Origin of the sequence: Mesorhizobium sp. M1A.F.Ca.IN.020.04.1.1 (genome assembly GCF_003997315.1) — a bacterium.
Lineage (GTDB): Bacteria > Pseudomonadota > Alphaproteobacteria > Rhizobiales > Rhizobiaceae > Mesorhizobium.
This window is the reverse complement of the sequence record NZ_RZSN01000125.1, coordinates 1-18,067: the sequence shown is the minus strand read 5'-3', so window position 1 is coordinate 18,067 and position 18,067 is coordinate 1. Positions and strand designations below refer to the sequence as shown.

The 18,067-nt window shown below is 64.5% G+C and carries 16 protein-coding genes, 1 pseudogene and 1 riboswitch; of the genes and pseudogenes, 9 read left to right on the top strand and 8 right to left on the bottom strand.

Features of this window, described 5'->3' with window-relative positions; genetic code table 11:
* Positions 1-911, top strand: a pseudogene (locus EOA49_RS33605) (hypothetical protein); the annotation flags it as partial.
* A gap of 11 nt (positions 912-922) precedes the next feature.
* Here the strand turns inward: EOA49_RS33605 and EOA49_RS22355 are convergent.
* Positions 923-1,225, bottom strand: a complete 303-nt coding sequence (locus tag EOA49_RS22355; protein WP_067001839.1) for a CcdB family protein — start codon at positions 1,223-1,225, stop codon at positions 923-925.
* Positions 1,225-1,467 (bottom strand): type II toxin-antitoxin system CcdA family antitoxin, encoded by a 243-nt coding sequence (locus EOA49_RS22350; protein ID WP_067002201.1) that lies wholly within the window; start codon positions 1,465-1,467, stop codon positions 1,225-1,227. Before EOA49_RS22350 ends, EOA49_RS22355 begins: the two co-directional genes overlap by 1 nt.
* Positions 1,468-1,621: 154 nt before the next feature.
* On the opposite strand from EOA49_RS22350, the gene EOA49_RS22345 reads away from it, so the two are divergent.
* A complete protein-coding gene (locus EOA49_RS22345) occupies positions 1,622-2,560 on the top strand; it encodes a homocysteine S-methyltransferase family protein (RefSeq protein ID WP_127243347.1) in 939 nt (312 codons plus the stop codon).
* 16 nt (positions 2,561-2,576) lie between these two features.
* On the opposite strand, the gene EOA49_RS22340 is transcribed toward EOA49_RS22345, so the two are convergent.
* Positions 2,577-4,391 carry an ABC-F family ATP-binding cassette domain-containing protein gene (locus tag EOA49_RS22340; protein ID WP_127243346.1) on the bottom strand — a complete coding sequence of 605 codons (1,815 nt, stop codon included), beginning with the start codon at positions 4,389-4,391 and terminating at the stop codon, positions 2,577-2,579.
* A 1-nt stretch (position 4,392) separates the two neighbouring features.
* Complete coding sequence (locus EOA49_RS22335) at positions 4,393-5,037, bottom strand: thiamine diphosphokinase (RefSeq protein WP_127242143.1); 645 nt, start codon at positions 5,035-5,037, stop codon at positions 4,393-4,395.
* A gap of 140 nt (positions 5,038-5,177) precedes the next feature.
* A riboswitch (TPP riboswitch) is annotated at positions 5,178-5,291 on the top strand.
* A gap of 41 nt (positions 5,292-5,332) precedes the next feature.
* Between EOA49_RS22335 and thiB the strand changes: the two genes are divergently transcribed.
* From thiB to EOA49_RS22310, 4 genes are all read left to right on the top strand, one after another.
* Complete coding sequence (gene thiB, locus EOA49_RS22330; RefSeq protein ID WP_127217121.1) at positions 5,333-6,343, top strand: thiamine ABC transporter substrate binding subunit; 1,011 nt, start codon at positions 5,333-5,335, stop codon at positions 6,341-6,343.
* Between the two features lie 204 nt (positions 6,344-6,547).
* Positions 6,548-8,170: a thiamine/thiamine pyrophosphate ABC transporter permease gene (gene thiP / locus EOA49_RS22320; RefSeq protein ID WP_127243345.1), complete on the top strand. Its 1,623-nt coding sequence runs from the start codon at positions 6,548-6,550 to the stop codon at positions 8,168-8,170.
* A complete protein-coding gene (gene thiQ, locus EOA49_RS22315) occupies positions 8,167-8,928 on the top strand; it encodes a thiamine ABC transporter ATP-binding protein (RefSeq protein WP_127241211.1) in 762 nt (253 codons plus the stop codon). The genes thiP and thiQ overlap by 4 nt, the downstream gene beginning before the upstream one ends.
* 207 nt (positions 8,929-9,135) lie before the next feature.
* Positions 9,136-10,578 carry a M48 family metalloprotease gene (locus tag EOA49_RS22310; protein ID WP_095799779.1) on the top strand — a complete coding sequence of 481 codons (1,443 nt, stop codon included), beginning with the start codon at positions 9,136-9,138 and terminating at the stop codon, positions 10,576-10,578.
* 83 nt (positions 10,579-10,661) lie between these two features.
* Here the strand turns inward: EOA49_RS22310 and EOA49_RS22305 are convergent, their stop codons facing one another.
* The gene (locus EOA49_RS22305) at positions 10,662-12,659 is read right to left on the bottom strand and encodes a caspase family protein (protein WP_206519928.1); all 1,998 of its coding nucleotides are present in this window, start codon (positions 12,657-12,659) and stop codon (positions 10,662-10,664) included.
* Positions 12,660-12,806: 147 nt separating this feature from the next.
* Positions 12,807-13,670 (bottom strand): RNA polymerase factor sigma-32, encoded by an 864-nt coding sequence (locus EOA49_RS22300; protein WP_067001865.1) that lies wholly within the window; start codon positions 13,668-13,670, stop codon positions 12,807-12,809.
* Positions 13,671-13,977: 307 nt separating this feature from the next.
* Between EOA49_RS22300 and EOA49_RS22295 the strand changes: the two genes are divergently transcribed.
* The 3 genes from EOA49_RS22295 to EOA49_RS22285 all read left to right on the top strand — a co-directional run bounded on the left by EOA49_RS22295 (position 13,978) and on the right by EOA49_RS22285 (position 16,342).
* Positions 13,978-14,751, top strand: coding sequence for an amino acid ABC transporter substrate-binding protein (locus EOA49_RS22295; protein ID WP_127241210.1), 774 nt, complete (start codon positions 13,978-13,980; stop codon positions 14,749-14,751).
* Between the two features lie 119 nt (positions 14,752-14,870).
* Positions 14,871-15,551, top strand: coding sequence for an ABC transporter permease subunit (locus EOA49_RS22290; protein WP_127241209.1), 681 nt, complete (start codon positions 14,871-14,873; stop codon positions 15,549-15,551).
* Positions 15,548-16,342, top strand: coding sequence for an amino acid ABC transporter ATP-binding protein (locus tag EOA49_RS22285; protein WP_127241208.1), 795 nt, complete (start codon positions 15,548-15,550; stop codon positions 16,340-16,342). Before EOA49_RS22290 ends, EOA49_RS22285 begins: the two co-directional genes overlap by 4 nt.
* A gap of 257 nt (positions 16,343-16,599) precedes the next feature.
* Here EOA49_RS22285 and EOA49_RS22280 read toward each other — a convergent pair whose 3' ends face one another.
* Entirely contained in the window at positions 16,600-17,181 is a 582-nt protein-coding gene (locus EOA49_RS22280; protein ID WP_040974338.1) for a CarD family transcriptional regulator, read from the bottom strand.
* 375 nt (positions 17,182-17,556) lie between these two features.
* Positions 17,557-17,895 (bottom strand): ferredoxin FdxA, encoded by a 339-nt coding sequence (gene fdxA, locus EOA49_RS22275; protein WP_067001876.1) that lies wholly within the window; start codon positions 17,893-17,895, stop codon positions 17,557-17,559.
* Positions 17,896-18,067 lie beyond the last annotated feature (172 nt).

Here is an 18,067-nt window from a genome sequence, read left to right as displayed (position 1 = left end):
ATCCTGGTCCGGCCGGCGGCCAGAGCACCATCGGCGAGGGCGAATCCGTCGCCGCGCTGACCACGCCGCCGCCAGCCGCGCCTGGGATGACGCCGGCGCCCGCCGCCGGCACGCCGCCCGCCGCGCCAACTCCGGCCGCGACCCCGCCCGCCGCCGACACTCCGCAGGCTGCGCAAACCCCGCCAGCGAGCCCGCCTGCCGGGACCACGCCGTCGGCGCCCGCCGGTGCCGCCGCCAATCCGCCCGCGCCGGCCGCCGGAACCACGCCTCCGGCCGCGGCGGCCACTCCGCCTGCCGCTGGCACGACTCCGCCACCCGCGTCCGGGACTGCGCCTGCGACGGCCCAAGCGACCGTGCCGGTCGGCCAGAAAGCGATCTTCTATGAGGAGCGCACCAGCACCCAGCAGGGAACCGCCGAGCCCGGCAGCATCGTCTGGTCGTTGGTGCAGGAATCGCCGGGCGGCGACCTGCCGCCGGAGCCGGCGATCCGCGCCGAGGCGACGATACCCGGCAAGGACATCCAGCTGCGCATGACCATCCGGCGCAATACCGACCAGACGCTGCCGGCCAGCCACATCATCGAGATGATCTTCCTGACGCCGGAAGGGTTTGACGGCGGCGGCGTCGACAACATCCTGCGCATCGCCATGAAGAGCTCGGAACAGGACGCCGGCAGCCCGCTGATCGGCATCCCGGCCAAGATCGCCGACGGCTTCTTCCTCGTCGCCCTCAACGACACCAAAGCCGACGAGGACGCCAACCTGACGCTGCTCAGGGGGCAGGCCTGGATCGACGTGCCGGTGGTCTACAAGACCGGACGCCGTGCCCTGCTCACCATGGAAAAGGGCATTCCGGGCGAGAAGGTGTTTGATGAGGCGCTGAAGGCCTGGGCGACGAAGACGTCCGGTTGAGGCCGAGCGGCTCAGAAGCCCTGAAACAGCATGTCGAGCGCTGCAACGATCTCGTCGTGATGCTTCGCGAGGTTGAAACGGTTTTCCCCGAGTTCCGTCGCAGCCACCGTAGCGATCAGATGGGTGGCCATGACCAGCTTGCGTCCATTGATTTCGAAGACCGGGTGCAGCTTCCGCATTGGCGGCGGCGCCGACGCGAGGGGCAAAAGCGGAACGACGACGCGCGTCTTGAAATTGTCGAGCAGGTCGGATTGAACCTCGAGGAGGTAGCCGCCTTCGATGCCGCTGGCGGCAAAGGCGTCATAGCGCGCCATCAGAACTGCCTATGCTCCTTGAGCGGAACGCCGTACGTGTCGACATACTCGTTCCAGGCATCCATGGTGGCGCGGTTTTCGAGCTTCCACAGCCGCGTTTTCTCGGCTGCCACGGCTTCTGCGATCCCGGCTTCGGCGGCACGAGATACATTCACGTTGAGCCCCTTGGCTTCCTTCATGAGCTGTGAATCGATCGATAGATTTGCCGGCTGGCGGACCGCATTTGCGGCAATCTTGCGCATGATAGCCTCCGCAACATGCGTATAGAATATGCGCATCACGCGAGTGCTGCAATGGATAGCTTGGACCAGCGCGACCTTCGCGACCGGACCGGCATGGCAAATTCGCCCTCAAATGCTATAGTCGCGCAAGCGGCAGGTCTGACCGGAGACGGCGATGACCAGTGCGAAGATCGACGTTCGTGAGCTGGGTGAAGCCGTTTTCCTGACCGATGGCGGCCTCGAGACCTCGCTTGTTTTTCTGGAAGGCCTCGATCTGCCCGGCTTCGCCGCCTTTCCGCTTCTTGGCGAGGAGGAGGGGCGGACGACGTTGGCCCGCTATTTCCGCCAGTATCTCGACATCGCCGACAAACACGGGGTCGGCTTCGTGCTCGATACTCCGACGTGGCGCGCCAATCCGGACTGGGGCGAAAAGCTTGGCTATTCGAAAGTCGCATTGTCGGGCATAGACATGCAGGCAGTGTCATGGGCGCGGGCGCTGGCTGCGCCCTATGTTGCGCGTGGCATGACCGTGCTGGTCAATGGGGTGGTCGGGCCCCGTGGCGACGGCTACCGCATTGACACAGTTATGACGCCCGCCGAGGCCGAGACCTATCACGGCGATCAGGTCAAGGCGTTCCGCGATGCCAGCGCCGATATGGTCAGCGCCATCACGATGACCTATGCGCAGGAGGCTGCCGGAATAGCCTGTGCCGCGATGGCGGTGGGGCTCCCGTCGGTGATTTCGTTTACCGTCGAGACGGACGGACGCCTGCCTTCGGGGGAGAGCCTGAGAGACGCCATCGAGACCGTTGACGACGAAACGGACGGCGCCCCCACATATTTCATGATCAACTGCGCACATCCGAGCCATTTCGACGCCGTCCTTGCCGGCGACGGACGCTGGATCAGACGCATTCGCGGCGTGCGGGCCAACGCCTCCGCCAAAAGCCATGCCGAGCTGGATGCGGCGACCGAACTCGATCCAGGCGATCCTGTCGACCTCGGCCGGCGCTACCGCGCCATGCGCGACCGCTTCGGCCAGATAGCCGTGCTCGGCGGCTGCTGCGGCGCCGACAGACGCCATATCGCTGCGATCTGCGAGGCCTGCCTCTGAGCCTTGCCGATAGCGGCTAGCCTTCCATCTCCTCGCGCAGCATCTCCAACTCCAGCCACTCTTCCTCAAGTGAGGCCAGCGTGGTGCGCTCCTTGTCGAGCGCGGCGATGGTCTTCTGGAACGATGCGGGATCGCGCTCGTAGAAGGACGGGTCGGCGATATTGTTCTCCAGCCTTGAGATGGACGCGCTCACCGCCTCGATCTTCTTCGGCAGGGATTCCAGCGCGAACTTCTGCTTGAAGGAGAGCTTCTTGGCCGGGCTTTTAGCGCTGGTCTGTTCGGCCCTGGCCGTCGCTTCTTTCGCTTCAGCCTTCGGCCTTGCCTTGCGCTCCTCCAGCTTCGAGCCGCCGCGTTGCGCCAGCATGTCGGAATAGCCGCCGGCATATTCGATCCAGCGTCCGGCGCCGTTGGGCGCGATCACGCTGGTGACTGTGCGGTCAAGGAAATCGCGATCATGGCTGACCAGGACGACCGTTCCGGCAAAGCCGGCGACCAGTTCCTGCAGCAGCTCCAGCGTCTCCATGTCGAGGTCGTTGGTCGGCTCGTCGAGCACCAAAAGGTTCGCCGGCCGCGCCAGCACCCGGGCCAGCAGCAGTCGCGCCCGCTCGCCGCCCGAAAGCTCGCGCACCGGCGTGCGCGCCTGCTCCGGCTTGAAAAGAAAATCCTTCATATAGGAGACGACGTGGCGCTGCTCGCCATTGACCACAAGGTTCTCGCCGCGCCCGTCGGTCAGGTAATTCGCCAGCGTCTCCTGCGGGTCGACGGCCTCGCGCTTCTGGTCGAGTGTTGCGATTTCCAGATTGACGCCGAGCCGCACGGTGCCGGCATCCGGCGGCAGCTCGCCGGTCAGCATCTTGAGAAGCGTCGTCTTGCCGACGCCGTTCGGCCCGACAAGGCCGACGCGATCGCCGCGCTGAATACGGGTCGAAAAGCCCTTGACCACGGTGAGGTCGCCAAAACTCTTCTCGATGCCCTTGGCTTCGATCACCAGCTTGCCGGATTCAGCGGCGTCGCTTGCCACCATCGTCGCCGAACCCTCGGCGCCGCGATGGCTGCGAAAACGCTGGCGCATGGCCTGCAGCTCGCCGAGCCGGCGCATGTTGCGCTTGCGCCTGGCGGTCACGCCATAGCGCAGCCAATGCTCCTCGCGCACGATCTGGCGGCCGAGCTTGTGCTGTTCGCGCTCTTCCTCTTCAAGCACCTGGTCGCGCCATTCCTCAAAGTGCGCGAACCCCTTGTCCAGCCGGCGCGTCTGGCCGCGGTCGAGCCAGACGGTGGCGCGCGAGACGCGCTCGAGAAAGCGGCGGTCGTGCGAGATCAGGATCACGGCCGACGAGGTGCGGGCAAGCTCTTCTTCCAGCCATTCGATGACCGACAGGTCGAGATGGTTGGTCGGCTCGTCGAGGAGCAGGATATCGGGCTCCGGCGCCATGACGCGGGCCAGTGCTGCGCGGCGCGCCTCGCCGCCGGAAAGGTCGTTCGGCCGCTCCTCGCCGGTCAGGCCGAGATGCTCCATCAGATAAGTGGCGCGATGCGGGTCGTCGGCCGGCCCGAGGCCGGCTTCGACATAGGCGCGCACGCTGGCGAAGCCATCCATATCGGGCATTTGCGGCAGGTAGCGCACCGTTGCCGAGGGCTGGCGGAATACTTCGCCGTCCTGCGGTTCGATCAGCCCCGCGACGATCTTGAGCAGCGTCGACTTGCCCGAACCGTTGCGGCCGACAAGCGCGATCTTCTCGCCGGCGGAGGCGCTCAGTGCCGCGCCGTCGAGCAGCGGCGTGCCGCCAAAAGTCAGTTTTATGCCATCCAGATTGAGAAGAGGCGGGGCCATGTCAGCTTTCGGGAAGAGGATAGGGGTGGGCGAGCAGCAGCGCCCGGCCACGCTCGAGCGCGATATGGAGCCGGCCCTTGACCTCATTTGATATGGTAAGCGAGGAGCCGAACGCCACCTCGACACCGTCCAGCGCCCATTTGGCGCCTGAGACCGTCAGGCCGGCGAGGTCGGAGAAGCCGAGCACCGAGAACAGCGTGCCCTCGGCGTAGTCGAAGCCGGCTTTGCCCGGCAGGATCGGCACGCCCTCCTGCGCGCCGCTGGTCAGCAGCACGGTCATGCCCGCCTCGGCCAGCCGCACGCTCAGAGCCAAATGCAGAAAGGCATGATCGGCGCGCTTGCCGCCGAAGGCGCCGGCCAGCATCAGGCTGGTGGCGCCGCGCGCCAGCGCCTCGGCAATGGCGAGTTCGCCGTCGGTCATGTCCTTCTCGGTCGGGAAAATCTTGCGCGGCACGGCGGCCAGATTCTCCGGCAGGTTTGGCGGTACCGAGTCGAAATCTCCGACCCAGAGCTCCGGCAGCAGGCCAAGCATATCGGCATGGCCGATACCGGCATCGGCGGCGATGATGCGGGAGCCTTCGATCTGGCGATCGAGCCGAGGCGTGCGGACGAGATCGCCGCCAAGCAGGATGGTGAATGTGCCCATGGCAGTCGCCCTTACCAGCCCGGCCAACGAAACGGAAGCGGGCGCGTCCAAACGGAATCGCGCTTCATTACCGCGGTGAACCATCATAATGCCCCGGAAACTTCCGCTTGCGCGCCGCATCGGCCGGGCCTATGTCTCGAAATGCTCTAACGGGGTGCCGGACGCTGATTTTGCGAACCGGCTGAGAGGCACAAAGCCAACCCGCTGAACCTGATCCGGTTTGTACCGGCGGAGGGATTAGACGTTTCGGACCATCCGACGCCTCAATTCCTTTAACCGAACGAAGGAGGCGCCGATGCGCTCGCTATTGTCCAACCTTGTTCTTGCAGCCGGCCTGGTTTCGCTTTTGGTGGGCGTCGGGCCTGCCGAGGCGAAAGACAAGCTTACCGTCTACACCTACGAAAGCTTCACCGCCGACTGGGGTCCCGGGCCCGCGGTGAAGAAGGAATTCGAGGCCGAATGCGGCTGCGATCTCGAATTCGTCTCGGTTGCCGACGGCGTGGCACTGCTCAACCGCGTCAAGCTGGAGGGCGCCGGCACCAAGGCCGATGTCGTGCTCGGCCTCGATACCAACCTGACCGCGGATGCCAAGGCGAGCGGCCTATTCGCGCCGCATGGCGCGGTGGCCGATTTGAATGTGCCCGGCGGCTGGAAAGACGACACTTTCGTGCCTTTCGACTACGGCTATTTCGCCGTCGTCTACGACACCGAAAAGCTGAAGACCCCGCCGAAGAGCTTGAAGGAACTGGTCGAGGGCGCCGGCCCCGACAAGATCATTATCCAGGATCCGCGCACTTCGACGCCGGGCCTCGGGCTGCTGCTGTGGGTCAAGTCGGTCTATGGCGACAAGGCGCCGGAAGCCTGGGCCAAGCTGAAGCCGAAGGTGCTGACCGTGACGCCGGGCTGGAGCGAGGCCTATGGTCTGTTCACCAAGGGCGAGGCGCCGATGGTCCTCTCCTATACCACTTCGCCGGCCTACCACATGGTGGCCGAGAACACCGAGCGCTATCAGGCGGCGTCCTTCGAGGAGGGCGAATATCTGCAGATCGAGGTCGCCGGCATCACCAAAACCGGCGCGAAGAACCCGCTGGCGGAAAAATTCATAGCCTTCATGACCGGGCCCAAGTTCCAGGACATCATCCCGGAGACCAACTGGATGTTCCCGGCCGGCAAGACCGACAAGCCGCTCAACCCGGCCTTCGAAAAGCTGGTGAAGCCGACCAAAACCCTGCTGTTCAGCCCGGACGAGGTGGCGGCCAACCGCAAGGCCTGGGTGGATGAATGGCTGGCGGCGATGAGCAAGTAGGACGCAGGATGGCGCTTGAGCACCCCCCTCTGTCCGGCCGGCCATCTCCCCCGCAAAGGGGGATCGGTGATTTCGCTAGCCGCCGACGGTGTAGGAAGAGCGGCAAAGCTGCCAATCTCCCTCCTAGAGTGGGAGATGTCCGGCAGGACAGAGGGGGGTGCGACGGAACGCGGCGTTCGCTAGCTCGAGCCAACGTGGTGCAGCGTGCAATCCACGCCGCGCCCTGACCCTCGCATCACCGCCGGCATCATCGCCCTTGTCGCCATCACTTTGCTCATCGGCGGCGCCTTCGCCGGCCTGATCCTCGAAGGCGCGAGCGGTCCGTCCAGCGCTGCCGCGGCCTTCGACAGCTATCTGCTCCGCGTCGCCCGCTTCACGCTTTGGCAAGCGCTGCTGTCGACATTGCTTTCGGTCTTGCCGGCAGTGTTCGTCGGCCGCGCCCTGTCCAGGCAAACGAACTTTCCCGGACGTCGCCTGATCCTGCAGTTGTTCACGGTGCCGCTGGCGCTGCCGGCCATCGTCGCCGCGCTCGGCGTGTTGGCGCTCTACGGCCGTGCCGGTTATTTTGCCGGCATCCTCGGCACGTTCGGCGGTGGGGAATGGCCGGGCATTTACGGCCTTTCCGGCATCCTGGTCGCGCATGTCTTCTTCAACCTGCCATTGGCCACGCGGCTGTTCCTCGAGGCGCTCGGCACCGTGCCGGCCGACCAGTGGCGGCTGGCGAGCCAGCTCGGTATGGACGCTCGATCGGCCTTCCGGCTGATCGAATGGCCGGCGCTGCGCACGGCGCTGCCGGGGGTCGCCGGGCTGGTCTTCATGCTGTGCATCACCTCCTTCACAATCGTACTGACGCTGGGTGGCGGGCCGGCGGCGACGACGCTGGAGGTCGCGATCTACCAGGCGTTGCGCTTCGATTTCGATCCCGCGCGGGCCGTGACACTAACGTTTCTGCAGATCGTGCTGACCTTCGTCGTGGTCGCCATGCTGACGCGACTCGGCGCCAACACGGCCGGCGATGCGAATCTGCCGGTAGCGCCACGCCGCTATCTTGCGGCCAGCACCGCCGAGGCCGTGTTGAATGCCGGCCTGATCGTGCTTGCGCTGCTGTTCGTCGCCGCACCGATGGCGGCGACCGTGCTCGCCGGGCTGGAGGCGGATCTCGGCCGGCTGGCCGGCGAGGACGCCGTGCGCCGCGCGACGCTCACCAGCGCCGGGCTCTCCTTTCTCTCGGCGCTGCTTTGCGTGATGCTGTCGCTGTCGCTGGTTGCCGCCCGACGCGCACTGGCCCTGCGGCGCCGCGCGGGCGGCGCCATGTCGCTGCTCGAACACGCCGCCGACACCGGCGCCGGTTTCGTGCTGGTCGTGCCGCCGATCGTGATCGGCGCCGGCTGGTTCCTGGCTCTGCGCAACATCACCGATGTCTTCGCCATCGCACCCGTCATGGTCGTCGCGGTCAATGCGGTGATGGCGATGCCATTTGCCATTCGCGCCGTCCGCCCTGCCTATGACGCGGCGAGCGAGCGCCACGAGCGACTCTGCCTGGCGCTCGGCATTTCCGGCTGGAACCGGCTGCGGCTGGTCGACTGGCCGTCGCTCCGGCGGCCCTTGGCCACCGGCTTTGCGTTCGCCATGGCGCTGTCGCTCGGCGATCTCGGCGTGATCGCGCTGTTCGGCAGCGATTCCGTCCAGACCTTGCCCTATCTTCTACTCGCGCGCATGGGCAGCTACCGGACCGCCGACGCCGCGGGGCTGGCCTTGCTGCTCGGCCTCGTCTGCCTGCTGCTGGTTGTCGCCGCCGACTGGCTGGGGCGGGAGGCAAAGGCATGACGAGGGATAATAATGGCATCGCGGCCACGAAGGGCCTGGGCGTCACGTTGGACGGCGTATCCTTCAGCTATGGCGAGGCATCCTTCCGGTTCGATGTCGAATTCGCCGCCGGCAGGATCACCGCCATCATGGGGCCGAGCGGTTCAGGCAAGTCGACGCTGCTCAATCTGGTGGCCGGCTTCGAATCACCCAATGCTGGCAAGGTGCTGATCGGCGGGATCAATGTCGACAATGCGCCGCCCTCGGCGCGGCCGGTGTCGATGGTGTTCCAGGAAAACAACCTGTTCACCCATCTTTCGGTCGAGGGCAATGTCGGGCTTGGCCGCTCGCCATCGCTCAAGCTCACGGCCGACGACCACCGCGCGGTCGCGGACGCGCTGGGGCGTGTCGGCCTCGCCGGCAAGGAAAAGCGGCTGCCGAGCGAGCTTTCCGGCGGCGAGCGGCAGCGCGTCGCGCTGGCGCGGGTGCTCATACGGGACCGTCCGGTGCTTCTGCTCGACGAGCCTTTCGCCTCGCTCGGCCCGGCGCTGCGCGAAGACATGCTCGATCTCGTGGCCGGCATCCACGCCGAGCGACAGATGACCGTGCTTTTCGTCACGCATCAGCCGCAGGACGCGCGCCGCATCGGCCAACGGATCGCGTTCGTTGACGAGGGCAGGGTCGCGGCAACAGGGTCGGCCGCCGATTTCTTCGACGGTGCTGGACCGGAGGCCTTCCGGCGCTATATCGGCGATCGAGGCGGCAGCGTTGCCAGATGACAACACATTGCCCGGAAGCGGACATAATTTACGGCCAAACCGGCTGCGGGTGATCAGGCGTTTGCTTGCCTTGTCCGGGGGAGTGTGGCTAGGTCCGGCCATGCTGGTCCGGGTGGGCCGTGATTTGCCGAAAGATTACGAAAGGAAGCCGATCTGACAGCCGGCATCGAGAGGGTATGGACTAAGCCGCTGGCGCGATTTTTCGCGATGGCCGGCTTTGCCGTGGCGCTGGCGAGCTGCCAGATGTTCACGCCGCCGGACGTGCAGGAGTCCGGCTTCCAGCCCTCCGACAAGCCGATCACCGTCGACAATGTCGTCGCCAATGCCAGGCTGGCCGAAATGGCCAAAGCGCAGCATCCGCGGATTCTCGCCACCTATGGCGGCGAATATTCCGATCCGAAGCTCGAGCGAATGGTGGCCAAGGTCGTCGGCAATCTGACGGTGGTCTCGGCCAATCCGACCCAGACCTATCGCATCACCATCCTCAACTCGCCCAACGTAAATGCCTTCGCGCTGCCGGGCGGCTATCTCTATGTCACGCGCGGACTTTTGGCGCTGGCCAATGACTCCTCCGAGCTTGCGGCCGTCATCGCGCATGAGATGGGCCACGTCACCGCCAATCACGGGTTGCAGCGGCAGCAGCTCGAGGCCGAGGAAGGCCTGGCGACCAAGGTCGTCTCCGACGTGCTCGGCGACAGCCCGACCGCCAAGGCCGCGCTCATCCGCGGCAAGCTGAGGCTTGCGCAGTTTTCGCGCAACCAAGAACTGCAGGCCGACGCGATCGGCATCAAGTCGATCGGCGAAGCGGGCTATGATCCCTATGCGGCCGGCCGCTTCCTGCAGTCGATGTCGGCCTATACCGATTTCCGTTCGGTCAGCGGCGCCACGGATGCCAGCCTCGACTTCCTGGCCACGCATCCCAACACGCCGCAGCGCATCGAGCTGGCGCAGCGGCTCGCCCGCAACTTCGGACCGCCCGGCGTCGGCACGCGCGACCGCGATGCCTTTCTCGCCGGCATAGACGGGCTGCTCTACGGCGACACGCCGGAAGAGGGCTATGTGCGCGGCCAGACCTTCCTGCATCCCGGCCTTGGCGTGTCGTTCTCGGTGCCCGAGGGTTTCGTCATCGACAATTCGGCGGCCGCGGTGACCGCGACCGGTCCGGGCGACATCGCCATCCGCTTCGATGGCGTGGCGATCGACAAGTCTGTGTCGCTCACCGACTATATCCGCAGCGGCTGGGTCGCTGGACTAGACGATGCCAGCGTGCGCCAGGAAACGGTCAACGGCAACGAGGCGGCGATGGCGCATGCCAGCGCGCAAGGGTGGCAGTTCGATATCGCGGTCATCCGGGCCGGCGGACAGGTCTACCGGCTGCTGACTGCGGCACCCTCGGCCAGCACCGCGCTGGAGCCGGTCGCGCGCTCCGTCAGCAGCTCCTTCCGCACGTTGAGCGCGGCCGAGAAGGCGGCGCTGAAGCCGCTGCATATCCGGGTGGTCACTGTGCAGCCCGGCCAGAACATGGGCACGCTTGCCGCTCAGATGGTCGGCGTCGACCGAAAGCTCGACCTGTTCCGGGTGCTCAACGCAATGTCGCCGGGCGCGAGCGTGTCGGCCGGCGACAAGGTCAAGATCGTCACCGACAAGTAGGGTCGCATCCCGTTTCGTGCTTCCGCAACGAATCAGCCGCGCGCTTCTATTCGGTCAACCCGGGCGCGCGGCTGCCGCAGCAATCAGAGCCCGCCACTGCTGCCGCCTTCAGGGCTGGTCTGGCCGCCGGTGCTGCCCCCGCTGCCCTCACCACTTTGGCCGCCGCCGGACCCCGAATGATCGCCGCTACTGCCGCGCCAGGGCGCCGGCCCGGTATCGGTCTGAGGTGGTTTGACCACTGTCGGGACTGTCACCGTCGGCGTCTTCGGCGCGGGTGTGCGGACAACCTTTACCTTGGTGACTATTTTCGTCACAACCTTCGGCTTGCACACTGCGACCGTTAAGGTGCTGCGCGCGGGAAGGCCGAGAATGCTCATCGAATATGCCTCTTGCCGCGCGATGCCGGCTTTGAGGAAAGCCAAGGCGCGGGCCTCGTCGGCGGGCACGCCGTTGCGGCCATCCTTGAAGATCACGGCGAGGTCGTTCATCGCGTTGACGTGCCCCATGGCCGCCGCCTTGAGCAGCAGGTCCAATCCCTTGCCGGTATTCTGCTCGACGTCGACACCATTGAACAAGGCTCGCCCCCAAGCGGCCATCGCATAGGGGTCTCCCTTGTCGGATGCTTCTGAATAGAAGCTGATCGCTTTCGCGGAGTCCGCGGCCGGTCCTATTCCGGACGAAGCGATATGGCCGAGCTCGAACATGGCGCGGACGTGCCCCCTGTCGGCAGCTTCCTGGATAGCTTTCCTGGCCTCGTCGACCTTGCCGGACGCCAGCAGCGCCCGCCCAAGCTCGTAGCGAAACCGAGCGACGTCGGGGTAGGCCTTCACCGCCGCCTGGCAGGCCTCAGCGGCCTCGCCGGCGATCTCGTTCTGCAAACGGCCGGGCGCGACGCCCTGCAGGTCGAGCGGTGCGCCCGCCGCTTGGTCGCAGGGGTCGACGCTTGGCGACAGCTTCATCATCGCTGCCTTGGACGCGCTGCCGCCGCGGATTTGGAAGCCAATCTGGACCGGAGCAGCCGAGCCGATCTGCGGCTCGTAACGCAAATTATCGACTTCACCGGCCATCAGGCTGGAATCCGGAGACAGGGTCCGGTCCGGCAGCGACAGAGTTCCCGCTGCCGGATAGCTTGCAAGCTTCAGGCTGAGTGCGGGGTCGTTGCTCGGGAAATCGAGCTTCAGCGGAACCGGACCGACGCCAACCGGGATGCTGATATCGCGATTTTCGATCGCCTCGGCGGCGCCGGTGAGGTGGATGCCGCTCTCTGGATCCGGCTGCTTCTGCTTGGCCGTGACCTCCTGACCCCCGGCGTCATCGTGGCGCATCAGCACCACCTCGTCGACCAGCGAGGAATTCTCCCACGGAACCTGCTTGCCGTTGGTGGCTTTGACCACGTCGCGGCGAACCGCCGCCATCACCGTGCGGATTTCCTGGTTGGGCGCCAACGCGTGGCGCGAAAAGGCAGATGAGAACGGGCTGAGGGCACCGCGCCCGTCATAGGCGACCGCGCCTGGCTCGGTGGCGAAGGCAATCAGCGTGTTCAGTGAGCTCTTCACCTGCGCAAGGCCGGCGTCGCCCGCGACGATCAGCTGGTCCCTCAGCCAGTAATCCTGGCGGGGGAAAGGATTGTTCCGGCAGGCGTCGAGGATGATCACCTGGATCTTCGCTTTCGAGCGCAATTGCTCCAGCACGTCGTCGAGCTTGATCGCCTGGACCTCGATGTCGGCGGCATCCTTCAGCGACGCATCGACGGGGATCAGGAAATTCTCGCCCCCGATCTGAAAACCATGGCCGGAATAGTAGACGACGGCCAGATCCGCACCGTCCGCCGCGGCGAGATAGTTGCGGAACCGCTCCTCGAACTGAAGCTTGGTCAAGTCCTTTGCGACGAAGACGTCGAAGCCGGCCAGCCGGAACGTGTTCGCGACGTCCTGAGCATCTTTGTCCGGGTTTTTGAGAGCCGGAATATTTCGGTATTCGGCATTGCCGATGACCAAGGCAACCCTTCGATCGGCGTGAGCCTCGAACGCGGTGAAGCACACGAGAACCAGGGCTGCAAGGAACGCGCAGCATCGCAGCATGGCAAACCCCCATCCGCTAAAGTTGGTGCAGTCAGGAAGACAGTTTACGCCGCGAGGGTCTGTTAAAGAATTCACAATCCATAGCTACGGATGCAGAAAGCCGCCAAGAGATGGCCTCCTGACGTCTTCGAGCCGCTGCCTCGGCTTTCAGGCGGCTTCCGCCAGGAATTCGGGGTTCTGCTTCACTAGCGCCGCCCGCAGCTTTTCCATGGCGCGGGCTTCGATCTGGCGGACGCGTTCCTTGGAGATGCCGAGCGCCTCGCCGAGCGATTCCAGGGTGGCGCCGTCGTCGCTAAGGCGGCGCTCCTCGATGATGCGCAGCTCGCGCGCATTGAGCGCGCCGAGCGCGCTTTTCAGCCAGACCGCGCGGCGCTCGACGTCGATCGTTTCGCCGACGACCTCGTCGGGAAGCGGATCCTCCGAGACCAGGAAATCCATCCGCTCGGCGGCGCCGTTCTCGTCGGCAAGCGGGGTATTGAGGGAGCTGTCGGGGGCCGAAAGACGCGAATCCATCATTGCCACGTCGGCTTCCGGCACGCCGAGCGCGGCCGAAACCTCGCGGTACAGCGAGGCATTGGAGAGCGGCTCGGCGCCGTTGGCAAGCCGCGCGCGCAGCCGCCTCAGATTGAAGAACAGCGCCTTCTGCGCGGAGCTGGTGCCGCCGCGCACGATCGACCAGTTGCGGAGGATATAGTCCTGCATCGAGGCGCGGATCCACCAGGTGGCATAGGTCGAGAAACGCACTTCGCGGGCGGGCTCGAAGCGGGCAGCCGCTTCCAGCAGGCCGACATGGCCTTCCTGAATGAGGTCGCCGAGCGGCAAACCGTAGTGGCGGAATTTGGAAGCCATCGAAATCACCAGCCGCATATGGGCGACGGTGATCAGATGCAGCGCGTCCTGATCCTTTTTTTCCCTCCAGCGTATGGCCAGGAGATGCTCCTCGTCGCGCTCGAGATAGGGTGCCTTCATTGCCGCCCGGACTAGTGTCCGTCCTGCCACATCCTCGATCATGCCGGCTCCTTTTGGCGGTCGTTGCACTGGATGACGGTTGAAATGACGTCGCAGCGCCCTACAACAGCCAGCAACGTGCCAGAAGCGCGAATGGTTCCGTAGTGCCGGCGGATGCATATGCCTGCCGAAAACGTTTCTGTTATCGATCCGTGAGGCTTGGCTTGGCGGATTTTTCGCTGGTTTTGAGAACTGGATTTCTGGAACGGTCGATTTTTGAAATCTGGTTCCTTATTTCTTGAGGTTCCATCTGCCAGTTTGCGGCTCTCACCATGCGCCGGGGCACCGGTCAAAACGGGATCACAGAAAAATGAAATGGCTCAAATCGCTTCTCGTCGCCGGAACGCTGCAGGTTCTGGCAGTCACAGCCGGTCATGCCGGCGCCAATCTCGACCAAATCAAGCAGGCGGGCGTGATCAAGGTCGGCACGGAGGGCACCTACGCGCCCTTCACCTATCATGACGAATCCGGCGCCCTGGTCGGCTTCGACGTGGAGATCGCCAAGGCGATCGCCGAGAAGCTCGGCGTCAAGGTGCAGTTTCTCGAGGGCAAGTGGGACGGCCTGATCGCGGGGCTCGATGCCAACCGCTACGACGCCGTCATCAACGAGGTCGGCATCACCGACGCACGCAAGGCCAAGTATGATTTCTCCGATCCCTACATCGCCTCCAAGGCGGTGCTGATCGTGCGCGGCGACAACAGCGACATCAAGATATTCGCGGATCTCAAGGGCAAGAAGGCGGCGCAGTCGCTGACCTCGAATTTCGGCAAGCTCGCCGAGAAGAACGGCGCCGAATTGGTCGGCACCGACGGCTTCGACCAGTCGATCCAGCTGCTGCTCACCGGTCGCGCCGACGCCACCATCAACGACAGCCTGTCCTTCCTCGATTTCAAGAAGCACAAGCCCGACGCCAATGTGAAGATCGCCGCGCAGGAAGAGAATGCCGATTATTCCGGTGTCATCGTGCGCAAGGGCGATCCGGAACTGGTGGCGGCGATCAACAAGGCGCTGGCCGACATCAAGGCCGACGGCACCTACAAGAGGATTGCCGACACATATTTCGGCCAGGACGTCTCGCAGTAAGCCCAGTCATCCCTTTTGCTTGAGTTCCGGCGGGCCGTCTTTGACGGCCCGCCGATTTTTACCTGATAGTCGCTCGCATGCGGCCAGAGGTCGCAGCGTCCGGAAAGGAGAAGGGCTCCGTGCCGCACTGGTTGCATTTGATGCTGGAGTCGCTGCCGGCGCTGCTATGGGCGGCACTGATCTTCACCGTGCCGCTGACGCTGCTGTCCTTCGCCTTGGGGCTTATCGCCGGGCTGGTGACGGCGCTGATCAGGCTGTTCGGCCCGAAACCGCTGGTCGCGCTTGTGCGCTTCTATGTCTGGATCTTTCGCGGCACGCCGCTCCTGGTGCAGCTCTTCCTGATCTTCTACGGCCTGCCGTCGGTGGGCATCCTGCTCGATGCCTTTCCCGCAGCGCTGATCGGCTTCACGCTCAATATCGGCGCCTACACGTCGGAGATCATCCGCGCCGTCATCGGCTCGGTGCCGAAAGGGCAGTGGGAGGCCTCCTATTCGATCGGCATGACCTGGAGCCAGGCGATGCGGCGCACGATCCTTCCGCAAGCGAGCCGCGTCGCGGTGCCGCCGCTCTCCAATACGTTCATATCGCTGGTCAAGGACACCTCGCTCGCGGCGGCAATAACGGTGCCCGAAATGTTCCAGGCTGCGCAGCGCATCGTCGCCACCACTTACGAGCCGCTGATCCTCTATGTCGAGGCGGCGGCGCTCTATCTGGCGATGAGCTCGGTGCTGTCGGCTCTGCAGGCGCGGCTGGAGGTGCGGCTCAACCGCTATGGCGGCTTCCTGGAGGCCAATGCATGATCGGCCTTACCAACATCGAGAAGCGCTTCGGCGACAATCTTGTCCTGAAAGGTGTCACCGTCAGCATCGACGAAGGCAGTGTCACGGCGCTGGTCGGGCCTTCGGGCGGCGGAAAAAGCACGCTCTTGCGCTGCATCAACCTCTTGGAGATTCCGACCTCGGGCACTTTGCGCATCGGCGACGAGACGCTGGAATTTCGGCCGGGCGTCAAGGTACCGGCGGCGGACATTCAGCGCGTGCGGCTGCAGACCGGCATGGTGTTTCAGAATTTTCAGCTCTTTCCGCATCGCACCGCGATCGAGAACGTCATGGAAGGGCTGGTGACGGTGCTGAAATGGCCGCAGGCGCGGGCGCGCGAGCGGGCGATGGCGCTGCTCGAGAAGGTCGGCATGGCGCATAAGGCCGATGCCTGGCCGGCGACTCTGTCAGGCGGCCAGCAGCAGCGCGTTGCGATCGCCCGGGCGCTGGCGCCGTCGCCGCGCGTGCTGCTTTGCGACGAGCCGACCTCGGCGCTCGATCCGGAGCTGGCGCAGGAAGTGGTCGACGTGCTGGGTCAACTGGCCCGCGAGGGCACCACCATGGTGATGGCCACGCATGATCTGAGACTCGCCTCCAAGATCGCGCAGGAGGTGGTGTTCCTCGATGCCGGCTCGATCGTCGAGAAGGGCCCGGCTTCGATCGTGTTCGACAACCCCGAGCGCGAGCGGACCAAGCGCTTCATCGCCTCGCTGCGGCAGGAGGAGGCGCGGAAGGAAGGCGGGGGCGGGGGATCAGGTACGATTCCTTCATAAGTTGGCGCTGCCCCTCATTGCCCTGCCGGGCATTTCTCCCCGTATAGTGACGGGAGAAAGGACGCTTTCATCAGAGAGTTCGCCAATCGCCAACGTTTCAGAATGGGCGCCAACGACGCCGTCATCTCGCTTCTCCCCGTTCACTATACGGGAGAAGGTGCCGGCAGGCGGATGAGGGCAGCGCCGACGTTCCGATATTGCGCGCAACAAAAAACCCGGCGCCAGGCCGGGTTCTTCGTTGTTCGGCAGGCGAATGCTCAGGCAGCTTCTTCCTGCTCGGCTTCCTCGTTGTCGGCCTTGGCGCCGCGCTTCGGACCCTTGTTGAGGTTGACCTCGATGAGGCGAACCGCCTCGGTCTCCGACATGCGGTTGACGGCGGCGATCTCGCGAGCCATGCGGTCGAGCGCGGCTTCGTAAAGCTGGCGCTCGGAATAGGACTGCTCCGGCTGGTTGTCGGCGCGATAGAGGTCGCGCACCACTTCCGAGATCGAGATCAGGTCGCCGGAATTGATCTTGGCATCATATTCCTGCGCGCGACGCGACCACATCGTGCGCTTGATGCGGGCGCGGCCCTGCACGACCTTCAGCGCGCGATCGACATAATCCTCTTCCGAGAGCTTGCGCATGCCGATAGAGGTCGCCTTGGCGACCGGCACCTTAAGCCTCATCTTGTCCTTCTGGAAATCGATGACGAACAGCTCCAGCTTGTGACCCGCGACTTCCTGCTCGTCGATGGCCACGATCTGGCCGACGCCATGCGCCGGATAAACGATAAACTCACCGGTCTTGAACCCGTGACGGGCCGCGGTGGACTTCTTCTGCGGGGTGATCGTTGCCATTACGCCCTGAACTCCTTAGTTGTAGCGCCGGCATGGCGGCGCCGGCTGAACTCAGACGATCGGCGGAAGCCGATCTTTAGCCGCACAACAAGTGAACTCACCGGAATAAGCCGGGGCCGACAAACCGCACGAATGCGATTGCCTGCCCCAGATCGCTCTGGTCCGGATTTGAAAAGTTCACCTTTCAGTGATTTGGGGCGTTAGCGCCATAAATCGACGTTGTGTCACCGGCATGTTTCGTGGATATAACACAAAAAGTCGGAAGAATCAAGGTTTTGCTGCATTCGCTAACGCCATGCGCCATCGCTGGCTGTCAAGACAGCAATTGTATCGGCTCGCTTACGTGGCGTCATGCCGGCTTGCCCGGCCCGGCCTTCAGTCGCCTTCGCCGGGCTCCGGCGAGAAATACTTCTCGAACTTCCCGGCCTCGCCGTCGAAGTTCTTGGCGTCGGCCGGCGGCTCTTTCTTGGCAGTGATGTTGGGCCATTTCTCCGCGTATTCGGAATTGACCTGCAACCATTTGTCGAGCCCGGACTCGGTGTCCGGCTTGATCGCGTCGGCCGGGCATTCCGGCTCGCACACGCCGCAGTCGATGCACTCGTCAGGATGGATGACGAGCATGTTCTCGCCTTCGTAGAAACAGTCGACCGGACAGACCTCGATGCAGTCCATGTATTTGCATTTTATGCAATTATCGGTCACGACATAGGTCATCGCAGGCTCCGGGACGTCCCGTATTGCTGGGCTTTTTTGGTGAGGTAACGCCTTTGCCCGCCGCTTGCAAGGGCAGGACTTCCCGCCTGAGCCGGCATCGCGGAAAGGAATTCCGCGCGCCTGCCGCGACGAGGTTCCGTCGAATCTTCTAGTCCTCGCCGAGCAGCCGGTC

Excerpts from the sequence above, each read along its gene's own strand:
- EOA49_RS22295 (WP_127241210.1), top strand. The coding sequence starts at position 13,978 with ATGAAATGGCTCAAATCGCTTCTCGTCGCCGGAACGCTGCAGGTTCTG.
- EOA49_RS22355 (WP_067001839.1), bottom strand. The coding sequence starts at position 1,225 with ATGGCGCGCTATGACGCCTTTGCCGCCAGCGGCATCGAAGGCGGCTAC.
- EOA49_RS22285 (WP_127241208.1), top strand. The coding sequence starts at position 15,548 with ATGATCGGCCTTACCAACATCGAGAAGCGCTTCGGCGACAATCTTGTC.
- EOA49_RS22350 (WP_067002201.1), bottom strand. The coding sequence starts at position 1,467 with ATGCGCAAGATTGCCGCAAATGCGGTCCGCCAGCCGGCAAATCTATCG.
- thiQ (WP_127241211.1), top strand. The coding sequence starts at position 8,167 with ATGACGAGGGATAATAATGGCATCGCGGCCACGAAGGGCCTGGGCGTC.
- fdxA (WP_067001876.1), bottom strand. The coding sequence starts at position 17,895 with ATGACCTATGTCGTGACCGATAATTGCATAAAATGCAAATACATGGAC.
- EOA49_RS22340 (WP_127243346.1), bottom strand. The coding sequence starts at position 4,391 with ATGGCCCCGCCTCTTCTCAATCTGGATGGCATAAAACTGACTTTTGGC.
- EOA49_RS22305 (WP_206519928.1), bottom strand. The coding sequence starts at position 12,659 with ATGCTGCGATGCTGCGCGTTCCTTGCAGCCCTGGTTCTCGTGTGCTTC.
- thiB (WP_127217121.1), top strand. The coding sequence starts at position 5,333 with ATGCGCTCGCTATTGTCCAACCTTGTTCTTGCAGCCGGCCTGGTTTCG.
- EOA49_RS22300 (WP_067001865.1), bottom strand. The coding sequence starts at position 13,670 with ATGATCGAGGATGTGGCAGGACGGACACTAGTCCGGGCGGCAATGAAG.
- EOA49_RS22335 (WP_127242143.1), bottom strand. The coding sequence starts at position 5,037 with ATGGGCACATTCACCATCCTGCTTGGCGGCGATCTCGTCCGCACGCCT.
- EOA49_RS22280 (WP_040974338.1), bottom strand. The coding sequence starts at position 17,181 with ATGGCAACGATCACCCCGCAGAAGAAGTCCACCGCGGCCCGTCACGGG.
- EOA49_RS22345 (WP_127243347.1), top strand. The coding sequence starts at position 1,622 with ATGACCAGTGCGAAGATCGACGTTCGTGAGCTGGGTGAAGCCGTTTTC.
- EOA49_RS22310 (WP_095799779.1), top strand. The coding sequence starts at position 9,136 with ATGGCCGGCTTTGCCGTGGCGCTGGCGAGCTGCCAGATGTTCACGCCG.